The following is a 24107-nucleotide window of genomic DNA, read 5'->3' as shown; positions in this document are numbered from 1 at the left end:
ATGAGCATGACACTCATGGCCCGCGCGATGGCTATAAAAACCGGCAATTCTATTCGTAAGCTGGTGCTCATAAAACTGGCTGATAACGCCAACGATAATGGTGAGTGCTGGCCGTCATACCAGCATATTGCCGATCATTGCGAGTGCAGCAGGAGTGCTGTTCGCGACCATATTTCCGCCCTGGTAGATATGGGCTTGCTGCAGAAAGAAAACCGGACAGGCGTTAACAATGGGAAGGGGAATAAGTCGAATATTTACTACCTGAATCTTGATAACCCTGTGCCGCCAAAAAGCATAGCCCCTGTGCCACCAAAAAACACAGGTATATCACCAGAAAGCACACCCCCTGTGCCAGCAGGTGGCACCAGAATCAGTCACTCTTTTGAACCAGTCATTGAACCTAAAGATCCCCCTTACCCCCAAGCGGGGGAGGGCGAGGAATTGATTCTTGCTGACGCTAAAAAAGCCCTGGGCTACTACAACGACTCAACAGGAACACGCTGCCGCGACCTCAAGCCGTTTGTCATGATGCTTACGCCAACGCAAACCCGCGAATCCTACACGTTGGCTGACCTGCAACTGGTGATCCGTTGGGTTCTGGCTACGTGGCGCCGCCGTGGTTCTGGTTTGCCTAAGCCCGCCAATATCTGCCGTGTTAACCGCTTTGATGGCTATCTCGCTGACGCTGAGGCGTGGGCGACGCTTGAAGCCAGCGTAGACGCACAGGCTGTTATCGATGGCTACAACGAAATTTTCGCAGGGCTCCTGCCTGCGGCAACACTGGACGCCGAACGCCGTACGACGATTACCCGACTGGCGGCACATATGGCGAATAAAACAACCGGTGCGTTCCTGGGCTACATGGAAAAATTCCGCAATATTGCGCCTGATTTTTACTTCGGCGGCGAAAGCGGCGAGGACTGGAAAGCGAATTTTGATTATCTGATGAAACCGGAAACACTTCGCAAGACCAGGGAGAAATCATTGTGAGTCCGCAGGAACTAGAGGCTTGCGTGCTAGCCGGGTTGCTGAATGGCGGAGCCACGCCGGATGCCTTCGACGTTATCGCAACAACGCCGGAGGAGTCATTCAGCATTGCATTTCACCGCCGTGCATTTGCCGAAATAAAAAAACAGGCCCTGGCCAACAGCATGATCGACATGATGTTTGTTAGCGAAGTCCTGGGCGGCAACAGCCTGGTTGATTTAGCTCAGATCATGCGACAGCCCGCGACCGTACCCAACCTGAAGGGCTACGCCGGGAAAATGGTAAAAGCGTGGCGTAGCCGCCAACTGGCCACGCTTCTGCAGGAAGGTGCAGACGGCATACGTAACGCGGTTAACCAGGACCAGCGCGATCAGGTTGTTGAGCACGCTGTCGCGAAGCTACTGGACATGACGGGCGACACGGGAGACGTGCAGCCGGTACACATCAGCGATCTGCTGCCAACGTACATGGACACTGTTCAGAAACGCCTTAACGGCGATGCAGAGACACGCAACCTGCTAACTGGCATTGATGAACTGGACAGCGCCACAGGCGGAATAAACCAGCAGGATTTGATTGTGGTGGCTGGTCGCCCGGGCATGGGTAAAACAGAATTCGCGCTTAAAGTCGTTGATGGTGTAACGCAGCGCGGCGGTGGTGCGCTAATTTTCAGCATGGAAATGGCAGCCCCGCAGATTGTTGAGCGCTCCCTTGCCGGGGCCGGAAATCTTTCCGTTTCTCGACTCAGAAACCCAAAGGACATGTACGACGAGGACTGGGCGCGGCTTACATCCGCGATGGGCGAGCTGGTGGAGCGTGACATCTGGATTGTTGACGCTACAGATCTAACCGTCGAACAAATCAGAGCGGTTGCGGAAACCCACAAGCGGCGTTATCCACACCTGGCAATGATTATGGTCGATTACTTGGGCCTTATCCGTAAGCCAAAGGCGGAACGTAACGATCTCGCCGTCGCGCACATATCCCGAAACCTGAAAACAATGGCTATGCGCCTACACACGCCTACGTTTGCGCTTAGTCAGTTATCGCGTGCGGTAGATTCACGCCCAGCAGCTCAGCGGCGGCCGGTTATGTCAGACCTGCGTGATTCCGGATCCATTGAGCAGGACGCCGATAGCATTCTGTTCCTGTACCGCGATGAGGTTTACAACCCAGAAAGCCCGGCGGCTGGCATTGCAGAGGTAATTCTCGGTAAGAGCCGATTTAGCGCAGCCGGTACCGTAATTTACCAGGAGTTTAAAAACGGGCATTTCCTGTCAGTCGATCAGCATGTCGGAAAAGAAAAAACACGCATTCAACTGGAGGCGGCAAAACCACAGAAGGGCCAAAGAAAATACGCTGAGAAGTACAACACAGAACCATTTTAACAGCGCCTGACCAGCGCTAATAAAACCACAGAGGAAAGACCAATGACTGATTTAATTTATCCAAAGGTTTCGATCATCGACGACGCTTGCGACTGGACGAATGTCATTATCTGGCGCATGAATGCTGGTGCTCGAGCGTGTAGCAGATCCGTTTTTGTTCCTTGTCCTAACCCGGTACCAGTAGCGGGCATAAGGCCAAAATTTGCCCCTGCAACCAAAGTAGCCAAAGAGAAAAAAACAGCCATTTCTAGCACGGCAAAAACGCATACAGCGACAGTCATTTTCGCCGATGGAGAAAAAACCGTTGAAATTCGCGAAACGGCCACAGCATGGACCGCAGGCAGCAAACTGAATTTTGACAAAGTAACAGGGCAGCGTGCAGGCGTTCGTGGCCGCTGCCGCATGCTGCTGGATACCATAAAGCCGATTGCAAAACAGGAGCAGGTAAGCACCAGCGTTGAAGAACTATCAGCACAAAAGCTGGTGGCGATCATGATGGGGAAAAAACTCTCCCACCAGGGCATTTTAATCGCGATAGCGAAATTTCACCCGGACATCAAAATTACTGCGCACCAAGTTCAGAAGCGCGTCGCTGCAATGCTGCGCTCAAATCTTGTCGGGATTATTCAGCACAATGAAACGCCAATCCCGCACTTCACGCTACAGAGCGTAGACCCGCGATTCTACGTCCACTCAAAACGAAACATGGGGTGATGCATGGCCGGGCAATCGGATTATCTCCCGCCCGGCCTGCCATTCAATCGCGCCCAATGGCCGCAAGAGTATCAAGCTAAAGAGCAATATGACATGCGAGCAGCAGCGCTAGTCCGTCAGCTATTTGAGCGAAAAACTACTCGTGCAGCAGTGGTACAGCAGATTGATGCAACGCCGGAAACCTATCGGGATTTCTTTAGAGAACGTTTGAATTTTTGGCGCGGAAAGCGCGAAACAGGAGTGACAAAATGAGCAATAACACCGAAGCGCTGAAAGAGCGCCAGTACATCGTAATTTTACAGCGAGCATGGTGTAACGCTGGCAAAACGGGCATTGAGTATTCATCAGACCTAATTCGTTACGACAACAGAAAAGAGGCCATTTCACACGGGTTCCAGCAGATAGATAGCGATGATTTCAATGTTGGCGTTATCCAGGGTAGCAAACTGGTTAGCTTTGACTGGATGGATAATCCGGTGGGGAAAAACGGAGTTAGCGTTGACACACTGGTGCAAATCGCTGAATCAATCGGCCTGGAGGCCAGCAATGACTAAACAACTCGAAGCGCTGATGCGCCGCCTGAAGGTGTACGCCGAAGAGTTTAGCTCTACGGTTTTGTCTGCTGACGATTGCATAGCACTGATAGCGGCGCTGGAGCTGGCTGAGAAGCAACGCGATTCGTGGAAGCGGATTGCACAGACGAATCTTTCTGAGCGTGAGAAGGATATCGCTGAGCTTGATGCTGCCCGTAAGCGCATAGCAGAGCTGGAAGCCAGCCCGTTAGCGGTGAAGCTGCCAAATCGCTTACAGCCTGGTGCAGATGGCCCCGACGACTGGTACTTACACAGCGACCCAGACGGCGAATACATGAAAGCTGATGATGTTATCGAAGCAATCCGCGCCGCTGGCGGCACAGTGGATGAGGGGGAGTAGATGGTGACATTCCCGGCATGGTGGAAACACGGAACAAAAGTAAAAACAAAAGACGGTCGCACGGTCACGCTGAATATTGCTCCAGACAACGAGTATTGGTTTACGGACGATAGCGGGAAGGAGGTCTTCGTTTTCAGCCTTGATATAGACGGACCAGTTGAGGAGGCTTTATGAATAACCTGAGTCAGGCTGCTATTGCCGAGCAGCTCCAGAGCCTGGTAACCGCTGCGCACCAGTTCGCCTGCTCTCTCGATATTGGCGACGAACGCATTGAAGCGTTTGAGCTTTACGAAGCACTTCGCCGCCTACAGCGCCGTGGCGCGGCTGGCGAAATGCTATCCGCGACTAATCCACCGCTATGCCCGGGCATTCCAGATGATGCTGAATGGGTAGATTTTGGTGAGGACGAAGATGATGAATAACCTGAGCATCGAAGATATCAAAGACCAAATCCGAATTCTGGAAGAAACGGCAGTCCCCGGCGAAAGTGATGCTTTTGCTTTGCGTGCATTGCGCGAGCTACTCGCATTGCGGGAAGCGGGGCCGATAACTCACCCTGTTAACGATGATATGGCGCTGGCGTTCTGCCACGCAATTAGCGATAGCAGCGTCGGAAGTGATGAACTGGAGGACGTTAAAACAGGGCTCCGGGCCGCGCTGGCTAACTACGCAGCGCCGCAGCTGCGTGCTGTGCCTCCAGGCTGGGTGATGGTGCCGGTTGAGCCTACCGATGAAATGACCGAAGCTATGTACCGGCACCACATAACCCCCAGAAACGCACTCAAGGCCGCGATAGCCGCAGCACCAAAGCCGGAGGTGAAGTGATGCCTCCAGTTAAGGTGGTAATTATCACTCTGGTGCTGATTGTCCTGGCAAGGTTCATGGCTGGCGATATTGGGAGTATTTGGTGATGGCTAAATCCGCAGCAGAACGTAAGGCCGCGCAGCGAGCGCGGCAGTCGGCTGGTGGCGAGCGCCGTATCGATCTTCCGCTGGATGCGCAGGAACTGGAAATGCTGACGCAGAACTGCGCCGCCCGGCGCCCGGGTAAGGCGCCGTACGATGCGGCAGAGTACATCGCACTGCTGATTCGCCAGGACAACGCCCGCATGAGCGGCCTGATTAAATCCATAAGCGCCAGCAGTTGCGGCAAATGCGGTGACCGTCTTCCGGTCAATTCGTGCCCGTGCGCCGGAGATAGTCAGTGCTGGGTAACAGCAGGGTGGCGCGGTCTGAAATTAAAGCCGTGACCAGTCACAACCCACAAACCCATTTTTAAACCGCTTTTATTTGGCGGTTTTTCTTTATAAACAAATGGATATAAAATAAACACTCCGGTTAAATTTGAAATAAGAGGCGTTAATAATTTGCACCGTTGTCGTTCGAGTAGTATAAATACTGTATTTTCATACAGTGGTTTTTGAGGGGGATGCGTGATAAACAAATCGGAGGCGGCGGACCACCTTCCCGACAACGGGCGCATTCTCTTTACCTGCAATAACGGCAAGATTTTGTCTGTAAGAAATGTGCATGAAGATGAGCATGTATCATCACTTAAGTCATTGATAGAATTAGCTGAAAAGGCAGGCTATATGATTGTGAAAAAGTCAGATCCTGCGGTATAATTAATTTACCGGATTGAACACCCGGAATTAAATATTTCTGAGCAATTGCTGCGCTAAAGGGGAATCCAATGGCGCAGTATTCTTTTGTTAAATCAGCAGGTGGTGTGCTTATTCCAGCCACCCCTGATGCACGTGAATTTATTGAAAAAAAAGTACGCTTGGGCGCGGTGCTTTATGCAGATTTTAAACAAGCAAGAAACCCAGCGTTTCACCGCAAGTTTTTCGCGCTTCTAAATCTCGGCTTTGATTACTGGCAGCCAGCTGGTGGAGCAATTTCACCCGCAGATAAAAAACTGGTGCATGGGTACGTAAAACTCGTTTCGCATTACGCTGGCCATGAAGACACGCTGCAAGAACTGGCCGATCAATATCTGCGTGAAGAGGCAGAAAAACGCGCAGGGAATATCAGTGCAGTAAAATCGTTTGAAGCGTTCCGCGCCTGGGTAACTATCGAATCCGGTTTTTATACCGAATACGAAATGCCGGATGGCACCACCCGCAAAGAACCAAAATCCATATCGTTCGCAAAAATGGATGATGTGGAATTCTCCCAACTCTACAAATCCGCCCTCGATGTTCTGTGGAATTATATTTTATTCCGCACATTCCCAACGCAACAGGCCGCAGAAAACGCAGCGGCGCAATTATTCAGTTACGCAGCCTGAGATTATCGCCATGACTAAAGACAATAAAAATTGGCTGTCTGACGTTGCAGCACTCGGTTGTGTTGTATGCCGCAATCTCGGGTACGGCGAATCACCTGCTGAAATTCATCATATCCGCACAGGGCAGGGAACCGCCCAGCGCGCAAGCAACAAGAAAACCCTCCCACTATGCGCCCCACATCACCGCACAGGCGGTTACGGCGTAGCTATACACGCAGGGCAAAAAAAATGGGAGGAAAACTACGGTACCGAAATCGAATTGCTGGAACAGACTAAACGAGATGTGGAGGAGTTGCGACTATGCAGAATTTAATACTATCTCCAAGAGAAGCAGAAAACGCTAAAAAATGGCATGGCGCCCTGCGAGCGAAAAGAACAATATTCTGTTTGGCTTCTCTTCTGCGTTCGCCGGATTGCAATTTTGCCCCTCTTTATGCTCGCGCACGCGCGCGTTTTGGCGGTGAATCATGCCTGTAGTTGCAACGGTAAAAACCGACTGGTTCCGGGTAATTAACGACATTACGCGCAATGGTATTCCGCTGCAGGAAATAGCCCGGGAGCTGGACGTGTCGAAGTCTGCTATCATCGGCTGGAAGCAGGGGGCAGCACCTAACCACCACACGGGCGAGGCGCTTATCGATTTCTGGTGCTACGTGACCAAACGCCAGCGCACCGAATTGCCGGTGCAGGTATCATCGCGCCGATTCGTTTACGCCTGGCGTAACAGGCATGCCTAAACCCCAAAACTTTCACAAATGGGCCTTTCGCAATGAAAATGGCCCATTCACTTTTCGCCCTGTTTTATGCATGTTTTATTCAGCCACTTTTCAGCACTTAACCCGCACAAATAGACCGTTGGCGACCAATCCGCAATGAGCGGTGTTACCGTGGTGCAGATAAGGTCTATTATGTTAAATAACCCCGTTTTCTGACAATTTTCCCATTTGGTCGGGATTCCGACCGCCACCCCGTTTCACACTCACGACTACACAATCACCAGGAGTCACCACAATGGCACGACCACGCAAACAAGTTGAGACGCCGGGGCAGGAGTCAGCAGTCGCAGCAGGCGACGCCACGGGCGAGCAGGTCAGCAATACCGACCTGACCGACGTCGTTACAGTTGGCGCTGACAGCGGCACCGGTATTCAGCAGAAGGTTTCCGACCTGCTGGACGGCACCGCACAGGCCGAACGCAACGCCATCCTGTCCACGCTTAACGAGCAGGCAGCAGCAATCATCACTCGATTCGAAGAGTACGGATTCACCGACATCGTGGGCCACCCACTGACCAACAGTCTTGAATTCCTCACCCTCGTCAAGAAAGCCACCACTACCGCGCCAGCTGCACAACACGGCTACGTGAGGAACGAAGAGGGCAAGCAGCAGCCTGCCGCTGGTAAACCTGTGCTTACTGAGCACGGCTGGCTCGTGAGCTAAGGAGAAAACCATGTGCGGTGGATTTGATATCAACAAAGCGCTGGATCCTGCTGGCTTGTTCACGAAGGACAAAATGCCTGACGTGCAGACCACGGACCCGCAGGCCGAAGCGGACGCAGCGGCGAACGCAGCAGCAAAAGCCGCGAACGCGGACGCAGCATCCCGGCGCAAGCGCAAGCAGGGTTCTTCTCTGCTGGCAACCGGCTCAGATGGCGCCGCAGATTCTGGTAGCTCTCTGCTTGGCTCTGGTGCGGTAGCTGCTGGCACTAAACGTTCACTGGGGGCTTAATCGTGGATGATATCGCCGTAAAGCTGATTAAGCGTGCGACAACGCTGAAAGCCAACCGCCAGATGCATGAGAGCGTCTGGCGGGAGTGCTACGACTACACCTATCCGCTGCGCGGCGCTGGATTCTCCGAAACAGTTCTCGATGCTCAGAGCGCAAAACACAAGGTGGCTAAGCTACTGGACGGCACGGCCACCGACAGCGCCCGTATGCTGGCCTCTGCGCTTATGTCCGGCATGACCCCAGCGAATGCTCAATGGCTCAACCTCGACAGCGAGTCGCTCCCAGACGACGCAAAAGCCTGGCTGTCCACCTGCGCAACGCTGGTGTGGGAAAATATCCACGCTGCTAACTTCGACGCCGAAGGGTACGAGGCCAATCTCGATGTGGTGTGCGCTGGCTGGTTCGCGTTGTACGTCGACGAGGACAAGGAAGAGGGCGGCTACACATTCCAGCAATGGCCGCTGGCGCAGTGTTTCGTCACATCCACCCGCCGTGACGGCATCGTGGACACGATATACCGCTGCTACCAGCTCACAGCAGAGCAGGCGATTAAAGAGTTTGGCAAGGACAAGGTAAGCGACAAAATCCGCGATGCTGCAGCTAAAAAGCCCGACGACAAGTTTGATTTCCTGCACTGCATTTTCCCGCGTGATAACTACATTGTCGACGCCCGCCTGGCGAAGAACATGCGCTTTGCGTCGTTCAACGTGGACGTGAGCAACAAACAGGTTGTGCGCGAATCTGGTTACCACGAATTCCCGTGCTGCGTGCCGCGCTGGATGAAAATCCCTGGCGGTTCGTATGGCATCGGCCCGGTGTACGACGCGCTGCCCGACTGCAAAGAGCTGAACGAAACGAAGCGCATGGAGAAGGCCGCGCAGGATCTGGCTATCTCCGGCATGTGGATTGCTGAGGACGACGGCGTACTCAACCCGCGAACGGTTAAGGTTGGCCCGCGTCGCATCATCGTGGCGAACAGCGTCGACAGCATGAAGCCGCTACTCACTGGCGCAGATTTTAACGTAGCGTTTTCCGCAGAAGATCGCCTGCAGGCGTCTATCCGCAAAATCATGATGGCCGACCAGCTGCAACCGCAGGACGGGCCAGCAATGACCGCAACAGAAGTGCATGTGCGCGTCGCGCTTATTCGCCAGCTGCTGGGGCCAGTGTATGGCCGCTTCCAGGCTGAATACCTGCAACCTCTGGTTGAGCGCTGCTTCGGCATTGCATTCCGTGCTGGCGTATTCCCGGAGCCGCCTGAGAGCCTGCAAAACGCTAATTTCAACGTGCGTTACATCTCCCCGCTGGCACGCGCTCAGAAGCTTGAGGACGTCACCGCCATTGAGCGCTACGGCCAGAACATCATGCAGTTGGTGCAGGTGTACCCCGATATCGTGGACAACATGGACAGCGACGAGGCCAGCCGCGTCGTGGGCGAAGCCTTAGGCGTTCCGGCCAAAGTTATGCGCTCTTCCAATGCAGTGGCAGACATGCGCGAGCAGCGCCAGCAGGCACAGCAGCAGCAGGCACAACAGCAGCTCATGATGCAGGCGGGCAGCGAAGCCGCAGGCGCAGCAGGACAAACAGCCGGGGCAGAACTCGGCAGAAAACTGGCAGGTGGCTAATGAGAATCAAACAGGTAGAGCCAGCAGACTACAAACGAATTTTTGAGGAAATGCCTGGCGGGCCGCAGGTACTCGATGAGTTAACGCGCCGGTTTGGGCGTGAGGCGTACGTAAAAGGCGGCACCGAGGGCGACCGGGAAACGTGCTACCGGGCCGGACAGCGTTCCGTGCTCGATTTCATTCTGATGCAAATCAACAAGGCAGATGGGGTAAACGACGATGGCAATTGATATTGAGCATACCGACAAAGGCGACAAGGTAACCGAGACGCCAACCACGGTTAAAACCAGCACCGACCAAATCACTGACGCCTCAGCGGTTGGTAAATCTGTACTAAAAGCTGCTGATGCAGCGGCGGCCAGAACGGCAATTAGCGCGGGTACTCTGTCAACTGTCCCGGATCCTACAAATACCGTCGTTGGCGGCGTGAAGCTGGGAGGAGCAATTGCAGCTCCGGCAGCAATGACAGCGACAGCTGATACAGCGTCTGCAGCAACGGATGTTGCCGGCCTGTTGGCTGACCACAATGACCTTGTTACCAAATACAACTCGCTGCTGACCGACACAACCGCCTTGCGCACCCTGCTGGCGTCCGTACTGGCACAGCTCAAAGCTAAAACCATCCCGGCATAAGGAGTAATTAACCATGTGGAAATTTAAACACCTATTCATGAACGCAGAGCCTGGCGCAGCAGGTGCGCCAGCCGGGGGTGAAAATGATCCGGGTACTGGCGGTGATAGTAATCTTGGCGCTGGCTCCGTTCTCAGCTCCGGCGCACAGCCGGGCGCGAATGATTGGTTACCGGAAAAATACCGTGTCAGCGGCGAAGATGGCGCGCTTAACGTTGAGCAATCAGCCCGTAAGCTGGCCGAGGCTCATGTCGCGCTTGAGAAGCGCATGGGGGGCGTTGGTACAGCGCCGAAAACTGCGGACGAGTATTCGCCAGCGGTAGAGGTAGATGGCTTTAAATGGGATGAGTTTAAAGCTGCGCCGGAAACCCAAAGTTTCCTCAAAGCTGCTCACGCTAAGGGTATCACTAACGACCAGATGGGTTTCATCCTGGGTGAATACGTCAAGAACGCCCAGCAGATTGCCACCGGCTCAGCGGAGCTTGATGCAGAGGCGGCAACAACCGCACTGCGTGAGACGTGGAAAACGGACTCTGAGTTTAAGCAAAACATCGGCCTGGCCTATCGCGCGTTTAACTCTCTGGCAGAGCAGGGCGACGATATCAACGTTATCGGCAATAACCCGATGGTGATCCGCATGCTGGCGAAGATTGGTGCGGAAATGCAGGAGGACGCTCCAGCAGGCGGCGAAATTAACCCGAGTGAGCAGCAGAGTATTCGCGAGCTGATGAAGTCCCCTGCGTACATGGATTCGAAGCATGCCGACCATGAGCGCGTATCTGCTCAGGTTCGCGCGTTCTATCAAAAGAGCTACGGCGATCAAACCGTAGCGTGACCAGTCACAACCAGAAGCCAGCCTAACCGCTGGCTTTTTTCATTTGGTCGGGATTCCGACCGCGCACCTCGCTAACAATCACTCCACAGCCCGGCGGGGACGCCGGATACCTGATTTTCCCACAGTGCGTAAGCGCCACCCGCATTGTGCAGACCTGGGCCGGGAAACCGACACCCCAACGGGCGATAATTTCTGGAGTGAGTATTATGGCTTTTGATGCTAACAAGAACATGATCACCGCTGCGTTCGTTACGCAGTTCCATGATTCTTACGAAATCGCGTCCCAGCAGAAGGATTCCCGTCTGCAAGCGGCCGTCATGGATCGCGGCAAAATCACTGGTGCATCGTTCACCATCAACGATATGGGCACCATTGAAATGCAGCAGATCACCACGCGCTTTGGCGATACTGTCTGGGATGTGCCTGAGGCAGGTACGCGTAATGCGCTGATGGCTGACTACGGCGTTTTCGTACCGGTTGAAAAGCGTGACCTGCGCAAGCTGATCGCCGACCCGCAGGGGCCGTATTTGCAGCTTACCCTTTCTGCGTCTAACCGCAAAAAAGACGATGTTATCTATCGCGCCCTGCTCGACACTGTGCTGCGCAAGACTTCCAACACTGGCGCTTTTGCACCTGTAGCGCTGCCAGCGGCGCAGAAGATTGTTGCGGGCGGTACCGGCATGACCAAAGCCAAGCTGATTGCTGCCAAGGCCATGTTCCGCAGGAACGAGTGCGACGAGCAGAACGGTGAAGAACTGTACATGACATACAACGCCGACATGCTGACGCAGATCCTCAGCGACACCACCCTGACCAGCGCCGACTTTATGGCGGTAAAAATGCTGCAGGAGGGGGCGGTTAACTCGAAGTGGCTCGGCTTTAACTGGCTGGCGTACGAGAAGCTGGATTCTGCCAGCGCTGGCGACCCTGCGGTGATCACCAAAACCGCAGCCGCCTGGTGTAAGTCTGCCGTGCATTTCGGTACTGGTGAAGATTACAACGTCGACATTGGCCCGCGCCGCGATAAAAACAATACGATCCAGATTTCTGTCGATGCGTCCTACGGTGCAGGCCGCGCCGCAGAAAACAAAGTCGTTGCCATCGATTTCGTTGCTTAACCGCTGGTGTCCTTGCCGGGGTTCGCCCCGGTCTTTTTTCATCTGAGGTTTCGCTATGGCTTCGAGTGTTTCTATCTGCTCTAACGCACTGCTCGCGCTGGGTGCCCATCCAATAAACGATTTTGTGGAAAACACAGATCACGCCCGGCTGTGCTCAAACATTTACCCTACGGTTCGCAATAACCTTCTCCGCGCACACCCCTGGAACTGTGCTGTTAAGCGAGTGGTTCTATCTCCCGTCAGTACCGCGCCAGCCTTTGGCTTCGGCTTTCAGTTCTCACTACCAGGCGATTTAATTCGCGTCCTGTCCGTAGGTGAGCAGCACGACGACATTCCGTATCGCATCGAAGGTAAGCGCCTGTTGGCAAATTTGCAGTCAGTGCAGCTGCGCTATGTGTTCCGCAATGAGGACGAATCGACCTGGGATGCTGCGCTGGTGAACGTGGCAGAAGCCACCATGCAGGCAAAGCTTGCGTATGCCGTCACCGGTTCAGCCAGCCTGCGCGACAGCCTGACACAGGAAGCCGCATTTTTATTACGCCAGGCAAAATCTATCGACGGGCAGGAAGAGCCGCCGGAAGAGCTGGGCGGTTACCCGACTTACGATTCGAGGTTCTGACATGCGCGCTAATTTAATAAAAACTAACTTTACTGCCGGAGAAGTCACGCCTCGCCTTATGGGGCGCGTTGATATCAACCGATATGCAAACGGCGCGAAGGTTATCGAAAATGCCGTGGTGGTGGTGCAGGGTGGTGTTGTTCGTCGCCCAGGTACGCGCTTTGCAGCTGCGGCTAAATATGCAGACAAGAAAGCCCGCCTTATTCCGTATGTGTTTAACCGCTCTCAGGCGTACATGCTTGAACTCGGCGAAGGTTACATTCGGTTTTATCAGAACGGCAAGCAGCTGGTAAACACGGACAACACGCCGTACGAAATCCCAAGCCCTTACACCGCTGACATGCTAGCGACTGTTAACTATGTACAGGGCGCTGACACCATGTTCCTTGTTCACCAGTCGGTCAAGCCTCACCGATTGCAGCGTAAGGGCCAGCTTGAGTGGGTGATGGAGCCGGCCCCGTTTATTGTCCAGCCTTTTGACGAGGTGCGCGACACGCCGCAGAAATGGTGCAAGCCATCCGTAAAAGAATTCGTCGGTGCGGAAATCACTCTGTCGCTAAGCGATGCTGATCCTGGCACCAACCCTACACCACCGTTTACCGGTGCGGGCTGGGTAGCTCAGGACGTAGGCTCTTACGTGAAAATAAATAGCGGTCTGGTACTGATCAAAAGTGTCACCAGTGCGCAGGTTGCAGTCGGCGTGATCCGTACGGATTTAACCGCGACGCAGGCAGCATCCCCCGGTGCGTGGACACGCGAGGATACCGTGTGGACAGATGAGTTTGGTTATCCCGGAGCGGTAACGCTGTACCAACAGCGCCTTGTGCTGGCCGGTTCGCCGAAGTACCCGCAAACAATCTGGTGGAGTGAGACGGGCGCTTATCTCTCTTTTGAGCTGGGAACCAACGACGATAAAGCTATCAGTTTTACGCTTTCCTCTGACCAGCTAAATCCTATTGTTCACCTGGCCCAAATGAACACGCTCATTGCGTTAACGTACGGCGGCGAGTTCACGATCACAGCGGGCAATGATGCGGCAATTACTCCGACCAATATTTCTGTAAAAAACCCCAGCCCCTATGGTTGCAATAACCTGCGTCCATTGCGTGTGGGGACTGAAATTATGTTTATGCAGCGCGCCGGGAAGAAACTCTATTCAGCTGCGTACGATCCCGATTCCTTTGTGGCTTACACAGCTACCGATATGACTGTGCTGGCCGAGCACATTACGGCAGGCGGGGTTAGTGACATGGCGTACCAACAACAGTCCGATCCGTTCGTGTGGATGGTGCGTAATGATGGCGTGATGATCTCAATGGCTATCGACCGCACGCAGGATGTTATTGCCTGGTCACGGCATTTAAGTGAAGGAAAATTTGAGTCTGTAGCCTGCATCCCGTCAATTTCTGACGATGTAGTGTACGTGCTGGCTAGCCGTCAGGTGAACGGCAATACCGTGCGCTATGTCGAAGTTCTGGACAGCTCAATGAATACCGACGCCGGTGTTACCGGGCAGAGTGACGACGGCGCTATAACATGGAGCGGTTTCTCTCACCTTGAAGGTAAAACGGTAGACGTTATCGCGGATGGTTCTGTTATGTCTCAGGCGGTGGTAGCGTCAGGGCAAATTGCGATCCCGCGCAAAGCCAACAAAATCGAAGCCGGGTTGCACTATGAGACATCGATAGAAACGCTGACGCCCGAGATTCCTACATCAGAAGGAACGATGCAGAACGCCCGCAAGCGCACCAGTGAAGTTACATTACGATTCCTGGAAACCACCGGCGCAGAGTGCAACGGTCAGGTTATCCCGTTCCGCACCTTTGGCCCCAAAATTCTTAACCAGCCCGCCCCGCTGTTCACGGGCGATCATTACATCGGAAAGCTGGGCTGGGAACGCGGTGAGGACACGCTTCTTATTCAGCAGCGCCAGCCGCTACCGTTCCACCTTCTCGCCATTATGTTCACGTTTACCAGTAATGGGGGCTAATCATGATCAGACCAGCAGGAATTAGCGATATACCAGAGGTTATCCGCCTCTCAGAAACCATGCACCAGGAGTCCCGTTACCGTGAGCTTCCGTACAGTGGGCAGAAATTTGCGGCTCTGTTGCGACGCCTGATTGATTCCCCTGACGGTATGGTGGCTGTTGCCGAAAAAAACGGGCGGATCGTCGGCGCGATTGCCGCTGTCATCACTGAGCACTATTTCGCTGATGCACATATTTCCTATGAGCTGGGGCTGTACGTAGAAAAAGCTCATCGCGGAACGCTGGCGGGTTACCGGCTTGCAAAAGAGTACATCGAATGGGCCAAATCTAAAGGTGTAGACCAAATCGATATGGGTATCACAACTGACATTGATGAAGAGCGCACTGGCAAGATGTACGAAAGGCTTGGGCTTAAGCATGTCGGCATCGTTTTTTCAGGGGGTAAATAATGGCATGGGTAGCACTGGCTGCAGCGGCGGTTTCAGCTCTGGGCGCGATGAAACAGGGCAACGACGCTAAAGCGGCAGCAAACTATAACGCCGCTCAGACACAGGCAGATGCGCAGGCAAACACCGCAGCGGCGAAAGTTCAGGCGCAGCGTATTCGTGAGCAGGGCGCTAAGCAGGCATCACAGGCAAACGCCGCTTTTGGCGCATCTGGTGTTGAAGCTGATAGCGGCACAGCATTACGTGTAACCTCCGGGATTGCTGGCGATGCTGAGCAGGACGCATACCAGACTATCCTCAATGGCGTGAATAGTTCCAACCGCATGCGTGCACAGGCGCAGGCGGACAGGCTGAGCGGAAAGCAGGCGCAGCAGGCCGGAATGATTAACGCAGGGAGTTCGCTGCTCTCGTCTGGTTCAAAAATGTATAGCGGATGGAAAAACTAATGCGCATACCTACGGGAAATTTTGGGAACGTCACACCGGAAGCGCCATCCGGTCGCGTGAACCTCGGCAATGCTGGCGCGGTGGGCAATGCTCTAGCGGGCGTTGGTGCGGCTATTAGCGACGTATCTGACGTTATTCAGCATGAGAAAAGGAAAGCGGACTTAGCTGCTACCCAAGCTGCGCTAACGGATCTTGAAGCCAAATCAAACGACCGCTGGGAGAACCCGGAAACAGGCGCCTTGGTCACACGCCAGGGCTTTAATTCTACCGGCGTAGGCCTGGACATGGATAAGCTGGATTCCTCGGACTACGACGAAGCACGCAAGAAGGTGCCGGAAAGCCAGTTGCAGTATTTCGATGCTCAGTGGAAAGCCGCACAGGTTCGACGCATGAGCACGTATAGCTCGTTCGAGCGTTCGCAGACGGCTCAGGCGCAGCAAGGACAGCTTGACGCAACAGTTAAATCCTCTGTCGAACAGGAATCATCAGCGTTCGATAATCCTCAAGCGGCCGCGCTGATTCGCGGTGCACGTAAACATTCTATCGAGCTTTACGGCCAGACACAGGGCTGGTCTGTTGACCAGATAACGCAGGCTGTTTCTGAGGCAGACCAGCAGGCAATGGATCAGCGGGCGCGGAACTATGCAGTAACGAATCCGCAGGGTTGGCTTGCTGGTGACTTCCCGACAAAAGAAAGTGGCGGCATGGACATGCGGGCCATAGGAATTGTGGAGTCTGGCGGGAATCATTTCTCCGCTGACGGTAATGTTATTCAGGGGCCGGTCACAAAGTCCGGTGACAGGGCGCAGGGACAGTACCAGTTAATGCCCGAAACAGGGAAAGAACTGGCGGCTAAACGCGGCGTTGAGTACAACCCGAACGACCCAGAGCAGCATGCACAGCTGGCTAAAGATTACGTGGGCGAACTGTATTCTAAATACGGCTCAGAGACGTTAACCGGTGCGGCATACAACTGGGGGCAGGGTAACGTCGATAAGCTTATTGCTAAAATTGGCGACCCGCGCAAAGGCGAGGTATCGCAAGCTGAGTTTATTAAAAATCTGCCAGCGGAAACGCGCGGCTGGCTGGCTCGCTACAACAAAAACAAAACCGGGTTAGATCCCGTGGCCGTCGATAAAATTGATAGCATCGCAGAATCAAAAATCCGTGAGCAGCGTACGAACCTGCGGCAGCAGATTGACCCGATTCTCAACAATACGATGGCACAGCTCTACAACGGCGAAGTACCTGACGCAATGCCGGACAAGGCGACCATTAATTTCGCGTACGGTGAGCAGGGCGGCCAGATGGTAAAACAACTGGATATCGCTATTACCAGCGCTAAAAAGTTCCAGGCTAACGAATGGGACAGCCAGTACCAGTTGCACAGTAAACCTGTTGGAGAGGTGCGGCTCGATCCCGACCGCATCCGCGAATACAACGTGCATCCTGAAATCCGCTACGCAAACCGCACAGCGTCAATGTGGCTCGGCAGCACACAAATTGTTGGCGCTGTCGCCTGGTGGGACGTTGCCACCGGCAAAGTTAAAGCTGATGCCTCTGCCCTGTCGCTGATTCTTACCGACGCGCGCGGCCACCTGTACTGGCACGTGTGCCAGGAATTGACCGGCGAGCTGGCAGAGTTCGACGATAACGACAAAATAACCGGCGGCCAGGTAATGCAGATTAAAGAGCTGGTGGTCAAATTCCAGATCCCGGTTGTCTGCGTCGAGGTAAACGGCCCCGGCAGCTTCGCCGGTAAATTACTGCGGCAGGCACTCAAGGGTACCGGCTGCGGCGTGCGTGAAGAGTTCAGCGTCACCAATAAGCAAAAGCGTATTCTGGACGCGTTCGAAGCGCCGCTGTCCTCCCGGTTCCTGTGGGCGCACAGCGATGTACTGGACGGCCCGATGTATGACCAGTTGCGGGACTTCAACCCAGAACTGACAAACCAGCCGGACGACTTTATCGACTCAGGGGCGGGGGCTATCAGCTCAACGCCGGTTCGTATAGGGAAAGTGGTCGGGATTCCGACCGGGCAGGCGAGAGAACATTGGCAGCTAAGTGACGGCGACCACCAGGTCGAAGTCGATTACTAACCTGCCAGAGGTTTCTCTATGTCGGTACCGAACCAAACCCCCTACATAATTTATAACGCCAACGGTATGACAACCGTTTTTCCTTTCGAGTTTTACATCATCGCTGCGGGTGATATTCAGGTCAGTATTAACGGCACCGTAGCAACCAGTGGCTTTAGCGTGTCTGGCACGGGCAATGTGAGCGGCGGTGATGTGGTCTTTCTGACGCCGCCTGCTGCTGGCTCAGTGGTTATGCTGGAACGCGTAGTGCCTACCTATCGTTTGACCGATTACCAGGACAACGGTGATCTGCTTGCCGACACTATCAACAAAGATTTCGACCGGCTATGGATGGCAATACAGCGCTCGTCTATATACCTCGGCCTGGCGTTACGTCGCCCACTTCTGGGCGGGCCGTTCGATGCCGAAGGGTATCGGATTGAGAGCCTGGCAGACCCTGTGAATGAGCAGGACGCCGCGACAAAGAAATACGTCGAAACGGTATCTCTTGCCCGTACATTGCGCGTACCAGAAGGTATGGTACAGCCTGTGCCGTCAACAGCGGAGCGTGCAAATAAGTTGCTTGCCTTTAATTCTTCCGGTGACCCTATTCCCGTTATTCCCGCCTCTGGCTCAGCCAGCGATGTTATGATCGAGTTGGCAAAACCTACCGGTGCCCGCAGAATAGGATATAACGGGTCGACGGTTGCTGATGAACTGGATAAATCAAACCTCCGTGCCGGTGATGTAGTATACGCCGCTGATTATCTTCCAGCTTCCTACATTCCGGGGGCGGATGTTTCCACTCACATGCTAAACATTGCGGCCGCTGTAAACGCCATACCAAATACCGAACATAACGGAAAGCCTGTCGTATTGGAATTTCCATCTGGCTGGTTCAAGCACTCATCAACCCTCTGGTTTAAGCGCCCTGTTATCTTAAAAAGCAGTGGCGACACAAAAATGGAGTTTACGGGTTCTGGAAATCAAATCAAATTTGGCCCTGACGGAATCACATTTAATGGTGATGGCGGAGGATTAGATCATAAGCTCCATGTTACCTACGGTTTCGTTGGTGATGGTATTTTTACATTTACAGGAAACCTTTCAGATGATGGTATTGTGTTTAACGAGTTTATAACAAATCCAAGATTAATTGGGCTAAGATTTGTTAACTATGGTTCAGAGGATCATTACGAGATAAAACTTTGGGGGCAGTGCTGGGATATAACGGTAAACAATGTAAGGCACACAAATACCCAGTCTAAAGCTGTTAATTTCATTAGCGCTAACGGTAAAATGAAGGATGGTACCGTAGATTACGGTAACAGTCGGTTGCACATAGGGTCTGATGTTTACCTACAGATTGAAGGTAGTGCCGCTGGCGGAATTTGTATTGATGTTGGTGGAGCAGATTATCGGTTTGATGGTGTGGCGCATGGGTGGCGAGTAACTCACCAGTTAGGGGCTTTCGCGAGTAATCCGAGAATCAATGGCTACCATGAAACTATCTATGTAGGGTGTGAGTCCCTTATAACTTATGGGGGAGTCCCTGAGGATACCGTAGTCCGTGATGACGGTTATTTTGAAGGGGGGGTAATTGGTGGAGATGGGTGTTACTGGGCGGCACACAATTTGCCTTCATCACAAGGTTATCCTGAAACTCACTGTAGGTTCATGCGCCCTGGCAGGAGTGACGTAGTTCTAAAAGGAATGAAAATTAATAACTTGGGAACATATTCCGTAGACAATAGATTTCCACTTGTTACTACTAATATTATTGACGGTAGACCAAGCTATGGAAACTCTTACGATGAAATAAAGGTTCCATCTGCAATGGTTCATCAGCAAAATGCTCTTATTCAACCTTGGATGCCAATGAGAAAAACAGATAACTTGGTAGTTAACGGAAGTGGTAGGTTGTCACGGTCTGGAAATTCATTCTCTTTCTCATCTTCAGCCTCATCGGCAAGGATTTTTGATTTTTGGGAGTATACCTCCAACGGTGCTGGTCAATGTCAGATATACAGAAACATGATTTCGAACAATACAGAGTTTACACATGAAGGAACCACCATGGGTGTTGTTATTCCTTCTGCAAACGCTGACACAAAAACGATAAGATGCGTCCTTGATAAAAACGCATTTAAGTGCCAAGGGAGAGAGTTGACTTTATCTTTTATGGCGACAAATGGCTTCCCCAATATCAAAACAGAAATTTCCGTGACTCTATTGCTTTCCTTTTCATCATCAGGCGGGGATATAAAGGCTTACTCTTTTGGGGCTTTCGACATAGGCCCGTCATTTGGGCTTAAGAGTTTTTCTCTAAATATACCGTACTACGGCGGACAGTCTTCAAGTGATGCAGTGGCATATTTAGTTTTCGAACTTCCTAAAAACCAGTTGGTTAATATCGTATTGGCTAATGTAAATTTATGTGCCGGGAATGTTGCAGTTCAAGGGCCAGGAGAGCTTAAGGACTGGGATGTGTTGGCTAGGTCAATTGCATATTACGGAAGTTAATTCCGCACTTATAGGCCAGGTTTTCCCCCTGGCCTATACTGTAATTCTTTATATATTACTTACTCTCTTGTTTTGTAATATAAAATTCAATGCTGCGGATAAAATAGTTAGAAAAATCAGAATAAAAATCAGGTCAACAATATACGCCAGTCCCACTGGCGGTGAAAGAAGAACAACAATTGTTCTACAATACAAAACAGAAACGAATGAAGAGTAAAAAATATCATTTCTCCTTCTTCCGTTTTTTGCCTTGCAAATACGTCCAATAATCCATCCAATCGCTGCGGTCATTATGATTCCTCCGACAGCACCAAAGTAGGCGTAGCCTGCTAAATCAAAATGACTCGTAGGCCCCCTAGCGATATCATCCCAAGGATACCAAACCTTCCATATTAACCTGCCAACATCATTTTCTGTGTAGTCATAATCGAAAACATTTTGCATAACACCATTACCCGCAATATACCCAAATAATTGATAAATGGAATTACTTACATGCAGAGAATCGATAACTGAGTTAGGTAATGAGAAATAGTAGGCATCTCCGTTAGCAAATATCCTCATAAAAAACAACTCGACAACCACAGGGGCATCCATGTAGTTAGCTTTTGTGTATCCAAGAGATTGAGATGCGAAAGAAAGAAGAAATAAAACATAAGATATCATTGCAATAGCTAACAATACAAAAATAACTAATGATTTACCTGTTAGCTTAGGTTTCCAACCACAGTAAATATAAATTGATATTAACGCAACTAAGAGATGCTCAAGCAGTGAAAACTTAGCTCCGGAAACAAAAGAAGCAATTACGGAAATCAATATCGCAAATGCTGCCAAAAACCATCTTTTAAACCCTATACTCTTGATTGCCATAATTGATAAATATGCAGTAAGTAAAAGTCTTACCACATCAAGAACCCTTACTAAAGCACCTAGACCCCTATTTGCCTCAAATCTAGACTGAATAAAGGCTTCAAAAGAAACATTCTTTACATAAATGGTTGTCAGCATGGTGTATGTCAAAAGCAATATCCAGAATATCATATTGCTGTTAGCGTTACAGGTGTTGAATATTTTTTCAGAAACACCAATGGCTTTAAAATTCCTTGTTTTGAAAGATAGTCTCATGAAAGCGGCGAGAACTATCCAGTTTGACAAAATCATATAAAAAATGTGATCTGGTATGTAATCATATATCCAGAGGATAAGAACTATCGCGTAAGAAGTGCCAAAAGTAAAAGTGAAATAAAAATGAATTGGGTCTATAAAACCTACAGCAAGCCTCCTTACTGTTAGATAACAAAGAAAAGTTAATGGAACAGCATATAACAAATATTCAATCCAATTTGAAAATATAAAATGGAAAAAATCAGTATCACTCATCGATTTCTATCTCAACTATTTGCATTGTGCAATATCCTAGATTAATCGCTATGTTAGCATCTACAGGGGTATGTGCAAAATAGATGGTCAGGATTCCGACCACCCCCCAGCCTTACCCTCGGAGCACTTAATAGTGTTCCCTCCGGGGGTAAGGTATGAGGATGAACCCGCAAAACAACTGGCTTTCATGGATAGGCAACGGGCTAACTACCGTTGCTGCGTATCTAGGCATTACCACTCTTGATTTAACTTATCTTGTCCTGGCTGTTCTCGGCTTCCTTCTTTCCCTGCTCGGCTGGCTTGATCGTCGGTCAAAAATCAAAGCTGACCGCCACGCTACTGCTGAGCGTCTGGCGCTCGATCGCCAACGTACGCGAGCGGTTATCGAATTCCTGAGCAAGTCCGATTCACACAACATTGACCAAGCCGATGAGGTTGTCGCTAAAGTACAGCGTGTTATGGCTGAAACGGAGGTACAGCCGTGAAAGGTCTGGCAAAGAAACTTAGCCCGGCAGTAATAAGCCTCATTCTGGCCGGTGCGACGGCGCCTGTGATTATGGATCAGTTCCTGGACGAAAAAGAGGGCAACCACCTCACCGCGTACCGGGACGGATCCGGCATCTGGACGATTTGCCGCGGCGCCACTACGGTAGACGGCAAGCCGGTAAAACAGGGCATGCAACTGACGCAGGCCAAATGTGATCAGGTAAACGCTATCGAACGTGATAAGGCGCTGGCCTGGGTAGAGCGCAATGTGCATGTGCCGCTGACTGAGCCGCAGAAGGTGGGCATAGCGTCATTCTGTCCGTACAACATCGGGCCCGGGAAGTGTTTCTCTTCGACGTTCTACCGCAAGCTTAACGCAGGGGATCGTAAAGGGGCATGTGCTGAAATCCGGCGCTGGGTTTTTGACGGGGGGCGCGACTGTCGGCAGACGGAAGGGCAGGCCAGCGGCTGCTATGGGCAGGTCGAACGGCGCGATCAGGAATCTGCGTTAGCTTGTTGGGGGATATACGAGTGACGGCGAAATTTAAAATCATGCTGGCCGCCGCGATTTTGATTCTGTACGCCAGCACTTATTACTCAGGCTACCTCAAGGGCTGGTACGCGCACAGCGATCACGTAAACAGCCAGGCAAAAGCCAAAGAGAAAGCCGTCGCTACAGGCGAGCAGAAAGCGGCAGCGGCCAGCACCGAAGCCAAAGTAATTTACCGAACCGTTTATCGTGATGTGGTGAGATATGTTAACGACCCGAATCATACTAAGTGCGATTTTGACGATGGCGCTGTGCAGCTGCGCCAGCGTGCAATCGACGCGGCCAACAATATCCCCGGATTTGATGAACCCGCCGTGCAAGATAAATAACGCAGGTCAGGACAGTGACGAGGATCTGCAGGCAGACACCCAAACGGCGGAATGTGTGAGAGATCTGCGTACTAATATTTATCGCTGGCAGTCGTGGTATAAGGCGACTGAGTAGCATAAAGTCAGGGGAATAAAGTGATTATTGTTGGTGTAAGTTACTGATAGATATCATGTGTATTTCAGTGTGATATTCTTCTGAATGCAGATAACTGGTTGATATGACGCATTTATTTATCGGTCTTGAAAACCGGCGACCCGAAAGGGTTCCAGAGTTCGAATCTCTGCGCTTCCGCCAACATTCGAAGGGGTTGCTGAAAAGCAGCCCCTTTTTGCTTTGGGCTGTTGGTATATTCTTGCCCTCTGGCACCCTATTCTGAAATAGCCTTCGTTTTGATATCGTGAAACGTTCCTGGAACAGTGCGACCCAGCTTTATCGCTGCAGCTTTCTTTGCCTTGTTCCACCAGGTGTTGAACGTTTTCTTATTCATGACTCCGCCTGATGGCCCGTGAATCAGAAAGTCGGCGGCAGACCTTCCGGACAACTTCTCAATAGCCAGGTCAACCGCAGCTCTGAGGTGAGGGGACCACTGCTTGATCTATTTTTTACCCGTTTTATTTTACTCAATAAAAAACCCTTCATGCCTGACGTCTACGATCCGCCGATCCAGTACGTCGCCTTCGCGCGCGGTGCAAAGGTATGAAATTTCCATGGCCACCAGGATCGCTGGGCGGCGCATTCGTATGCAGCAAGGTAATCTTCATCGGGGATATAAACGTCCCGGTCGAGGAGGGTGAATTTTCGGATCCCTTTGCAGGGATTGCCATTGACATACCCTTGCACAAAACCCCAGCCAAATACATGGGGCATGCTGGTCACTTCAATAACCCATGTATGTGAATCGGCGATGTTTGCGCTAAATAGCTGCGCGGAATAGTAGATCACTTTAAGGGAACTCAGCCCGGATTGTGCGATCTGATCAATCGCCAAAAAGAAACAAACCACCAACCG

The 24107-nt window shown here is 51.9% G+C and carries 31 protein-coding genes and 1 pseudogene; 30 read left to right on the top strand and 2 right to left on the bottom strand.

The window, feature by feature from the left end; genetic code table 11:
* From B9Y90_RS21520 to B9Y90_RS21395, 27 genes are all read left to right on the top strand, one after another.
* Window positions 1-990 (top strand): helix-turn-helix domain-containing protein, encoded by a 990-nt coding sequence (locus B9Y90_RS21520; protein ID WP_085542526.1) that lies wholly within the window; start codon window positions 1-3, stop codon window positions 988-990.
* Window positions 987-2375, top strand: a complete 1389-nt coding sequence (locus tag B9Y90_RS21515; RefSeq protein ID WP_085542525.1) for a replicative DNA helicase — start codon at window positions 987-989, stop codon at window positions 2373-2375. The genes B9Y90_RS21520 and B9Y90_RS21515 overlap by 4 nt, the downstream gene beginning before the upstream one ends.
* 42 nt (window positions 2376-2417) lie before the next feature.
* Complete coding sequence (locus B9Y90_RS21510) at window positions 2418-3089, top strand: hypothetical protein (protein ID WP_085542524.1); 672 nt, start codon at window positions 2418-2420, stop codon at window positions 3087-3089.
* 3 nt (window positions 3090-3092) lie between these two features.
* Window positions 3093-3341: a hypothetical protein gene (locus tag B9Y90_RS21505; RefSeq protein WP_085542523.1), complete on the top strand. Its 249-nt coding sequence runs from the start codon at window positions 3093-3095 to the stop codon at window positions 3339-3341.
* Window positions 3338-3643: an antitoxin gene (locus B9Y90_RS21500; protein ID WP_085542522.1), complete on the top strand. Its 306-nt coding sequence runs from the start codon at window positions 3338-3340 to the stop codon at window positions 3641-3643. The genes B9Y90_RS21505 and B9Y90_RS21500 overlap by 4 nt, the downstream gene beginning before the upstream one ends.
* On the top strand, window positions 3636-4022 hold the full coding sequence (locus B9Y90_RS21495; protein WP_085542521.1) for a hypothetical protein: 387 nt from the start codon (window positions 3636-3638) through the stop codon (window positions 4020-4022). The genes B9Y90_RS21500 and B9Y90_RS21495 overlap by 8 nt, the downstream gene beginning before the upstream one ends.
* A complete protein-coding gene (locus B9Y90_RS26955) occupies window positions 4023-4196 on the top strand; it encodes a hypothetical protein (protein WP_176227891.1) in 174 nt (57 codons plus the stop codon).
* On the top strand, window positions 4193-4444 hold the full coding sequence (locus B9Y90_RS21490; protein ID WP_085542520.1) for a hypothetical protein: 252 nt from the start codon (window positions 4193-4195) through the stop codon (window positions 4442-4444). Before B9Y90_RS26955 ends, B9Y90_RS21490 begins: the two co-directional genes overlap by 4 nt.
* On the top strand, window positions 4434-4847 hold the full coding sequence (locus tag B9Y90_RS26560) for a hypothetical protein (protein WP_139827445.1): 414 nt from the start codon (window positions 4434-4436) through the stop codon (window positions 4845-4847). Before B9Y90_RS21490 ends, B9Y90_RS26560 begins: the two co-directional genes overlap by 11 nt.
* Before the next feature lie 85 nt (window positions 4848-4932).
* Entirely contained in the window at window positions 4933-5271 is a 339-nt protein-coding gene (locus B9Y90_RS21480) for a hypothetical protein (protein ID WP_085542519.1), read from the top strand.
* A gap of 183 nt (window positions 5272-5454) precedes the next feature.
* A complete protein-coding gene (locus B9Y90_RS21475) occupies window positions 5455-5646 on the top strand; it encodes a hypothetical protein (RefSeq protein WP_085542518.1) in 192 nt (63 codons plus the stop codon).
* 68 nt (window positions 5647-5714) lie between these two features.
* Window positions 5715-6311, top strand: coding sequence for a DUF1367 family protein (locus tag B9Y90_RS21470; protein ID WP_085542517.1), 597 nt, complete (start codon window positions 5715-5717; stop codon window positions 6309-6311).
* Window positions 6312-6321: 10 nt separating this feature from the next.
* Window positions 6322-6624, top strand: coding sequence for a Ref family recombination enhancement nuclease (locus B9Y90_RS21465; RefSeq protein WP_085542516.1), 303 nt, complete (start codon window positions 6322-6324; stop codon window positions 6622-6624).
* 154 nt (window positions 6625-6778) lie between these two features.
* A complete protein-coding gene (locus B9Y90_RS21460) occupies window positions 6779-7048 on the top strand; it encodes a hypothetical protein (protein WP_085542515.1) in 270 nt (89 codons plus the stop codon).
* 274 nt (window positions 7049-7322) lie between these two features.
* Window positions 7323-7751: a hypothetical protein gene (locus B9Y90_RS21455; RefSeq protein WP_085542514.1), complete on the top strand. Its 429-nt coding sequence runs from the start codon at window positions 7323-7325 to the stop codon at window positions 7749-7751.
* A gap of 10 nt (window positions 7752-7761) precedes the next feature.
* Window positions 7762-8040: a hypothetical protein gene (locus tag B9Y90_RS21450; RefSeq protein ID WP_441302664.1), complete on the top strand. Its 279-nt coding sequence runs from the start codon at window positions 7762-7764 to the stop codon at window positions 8038-8040.
* Between the two features lie 2 nt (window positions 8041-8042).
* The gene (locus B9Y90_RS21445; RefSeq protein WP_085542513.1) at window positions 8043-9665 is read left to right on the top strand and encodes a portal protein; all 1623 of its coding nucleotides are present in this window, start codon (window positions 8043-8045) and stop codon (window positions 9663-9665) included.
* On the top strand, window positions 9665-9895 hold the full coding sequence (locus B9Y90_RS21440; protein WP_085542512.1) for a Bbp19 family protein: 231 nt from the start codon (window positions 9665-9667) through the stop codon (window positions 9893-9895). The genes B9Y90_RS21445 and B9Y90_RS21440 overlap by 1 nt, the downstream gene beginning before the upstream one ends.
* On the top strand, window positions 9885-10298 hold the full coding sequence (locus B9Y90_RS27365) for a hypothetical protein (RefSeq protein WP_254902727.1): 414 nt from the start codon (window positions 9885-9887) through the stop codon (window positions 10296-10298). The genes B9Y90_RS21440 and B9Y90_RS27365 overlap by 11 nt, the downstream gene beginning before the upstream one ends.
* A 13-nt stretch (window positions 10299-10311) precedes the next feature.
* Entirely contained in the window at window positions 10312-11130 is an 819-nt protein-coding gene (locus tag B9Y90_RS21430; protein ID WP_085542511.1) for a hypothetical protein, read from the top strand.
* 206 nt (window positions 11131-11336) lie between these two features.
* A complete protein-coding gene (locus B9Y90_RS21425; RefSeq protein WP_085542510.1) occupies window positions 11337-12248 on the top strand; it encodes a phage capsid protein in 912 nt (303 codons plus the stop codon).
* A 55-nt stretch (window positions 12249-12303) separates the two neighbouring features.
* The gene (locus tag B9Y90_RS21420; protein ID WP_085542509.1) at window positions 12304-12867 is read left to right on the top strand and encodes a phage connector family protein; all 564 of its coding nucleotides are present in this window, start codon (window positions 12304-12306) and stop codon (window positions 12865-12867) included.
* Window position 12868: 1 nt separating this feature from the next.
* Window positions 12869-14857, top strand: coding sequence for a phage tail protein (locus tag B9Y90_RS21415; protein WP_085542508.1), 1989 nt, complete (start codon window positions 12869-12871; stop codon window positions 14855-14857).
* Window positions 14858-14859: 2 nt separating this feature from the next.
* On the top strand, window positions 14860-15306 hold the full coding sequence (locus B9Y90_RS21410; protein WP_085542507.1) for a GNAT family N-acetyltransferase: 447 nt from the start codon (window positions 14860-14862) through the stop codon (window positions 15304-15306).
* Window positions 15306-15749 (top strand): hypothetical protein, encoded by a 444-nt coding sequence (locus tag B9Y90_RS21405; RefSeq protein ID WP_085542506.1) that lies wholly within the window; start codon window positions 15306-15308, stop codon window positions 15747-15749. Before B9Y90_RS21410 ends, B9Y90_RS21405 begins: the two co-directional genes overlap by 1 nt.
* Complete coding sequence (locus tag B9Y90_RS21400; RefSeq protein ID WP_085542505.1) at window positions 15749-17848, top strand: transglycosylase SLT domain-containing protein; 2100 nt, start codon at window positions 15749-15751, stop codon at window positions 17846-17848. Before B9Y90_RS21405 ends, B9Y90_RS21400 begins: the two co-directional genes overlap by 1 nt.
* An 18-nt stretch (window positions 17849-17866) precedes the next feature.
* On the top strand, window positions 17867-20350 hold the full coding sequence (locus B9Y90_RS21395) for a phage tail fiber domain-containing protein (protein WP_085542504.1): 2484 nt from the start codon (window positions 17867-17869) through the stop codon (window positions 20348-20350).
* Window positions 20351-20398: 48 nt separating this feature from the next.
* Here the strand turns inward: B9Y90_RS21395 and B9Y90_RS21390 are convergent, their stop codons facing one another.
* Window positions 20399-21733, bottom strand: a complete 1335-nt coding sequence (locus B9Y90_RS21390; protein WP_085542503.1) for an O-antigen polymerase — start codon at window positions 21731-21733, stop codon at window positions 20399-20401.
* Window positions 21734-21894: 161 nt separating this feature from the next.
* Here B9Y90_RS21390 and B9Y90_RS21385 point away from each other — a divergent pair, with 161 nt between their 5' ends.
* Genes B9Y90_RS21385 through B9Y90_RS21375 form a run of 3 tightly spaced genes read left to right on the top strand, consistent with a single transcriptional unit; the run spans window position 21895 to window position 23098 of the window.
* On the top strand, window positions 21895-22218 hold the full coding sequence (locus B9Y90_RS21385) for a hypothetical protein (RefSeq protein WP_085542502.1): 324 nt from the start codon (window positions 21895-21897) through the stop codon (window positions 22216-22218).
* Complete coding sequence (locus B9Y90_RS21380; protein WP_254902726.1) at window positions 22215-22754, top strand: lysozyme; 540 nt, start codon at window positions 22215-22217, stop codon at window positions 22752-22754. Before B9Y90_RS21385 ends, B9Y90_RS21380 begins: the two co-directional genes overlap by 4 nt.
* Before the next feature lie 17 nt (window positions 22755-22771).
* Window positions 22772-23098: a hypothetical protein gene (locus tag B9Y90_RS21375; RefSeq protein WP_085542540.1), complete on the top strand. Its 327-nt coding sequence runs from the start codon at window positions 22772-22774 to the stop codon at window positions 23096-23098.
* A 649-nt stretch (window positions 23099-23747) separates the two neighbouring features.
* On the opposite strand, the pseudogene B9Y90_RS26950 reads toward B9Y90_RS21375, so the two are convergent.
* A pseudogene (locus tag B9Y90_RS26950) lies at window positions 23748-24107 on the bottom strand (hypothetical protein); the annotation flags it as partial.

The sequence above is a fragment of the Cedecea sp. NFIX57 genome (assembly GCF_900177785.1).
Classification (GTDB): Bacteria; Pseudomonadota; Gammaproteobacteria; order Enterobacterales; family Enterobacteriaceae; genus Cedecea; species Cedecea neteri_C.
Note: the sequence above shows the minus strand (reverse complement) of the source record. Positions and strands in the feature narration are given on the sequence as shown.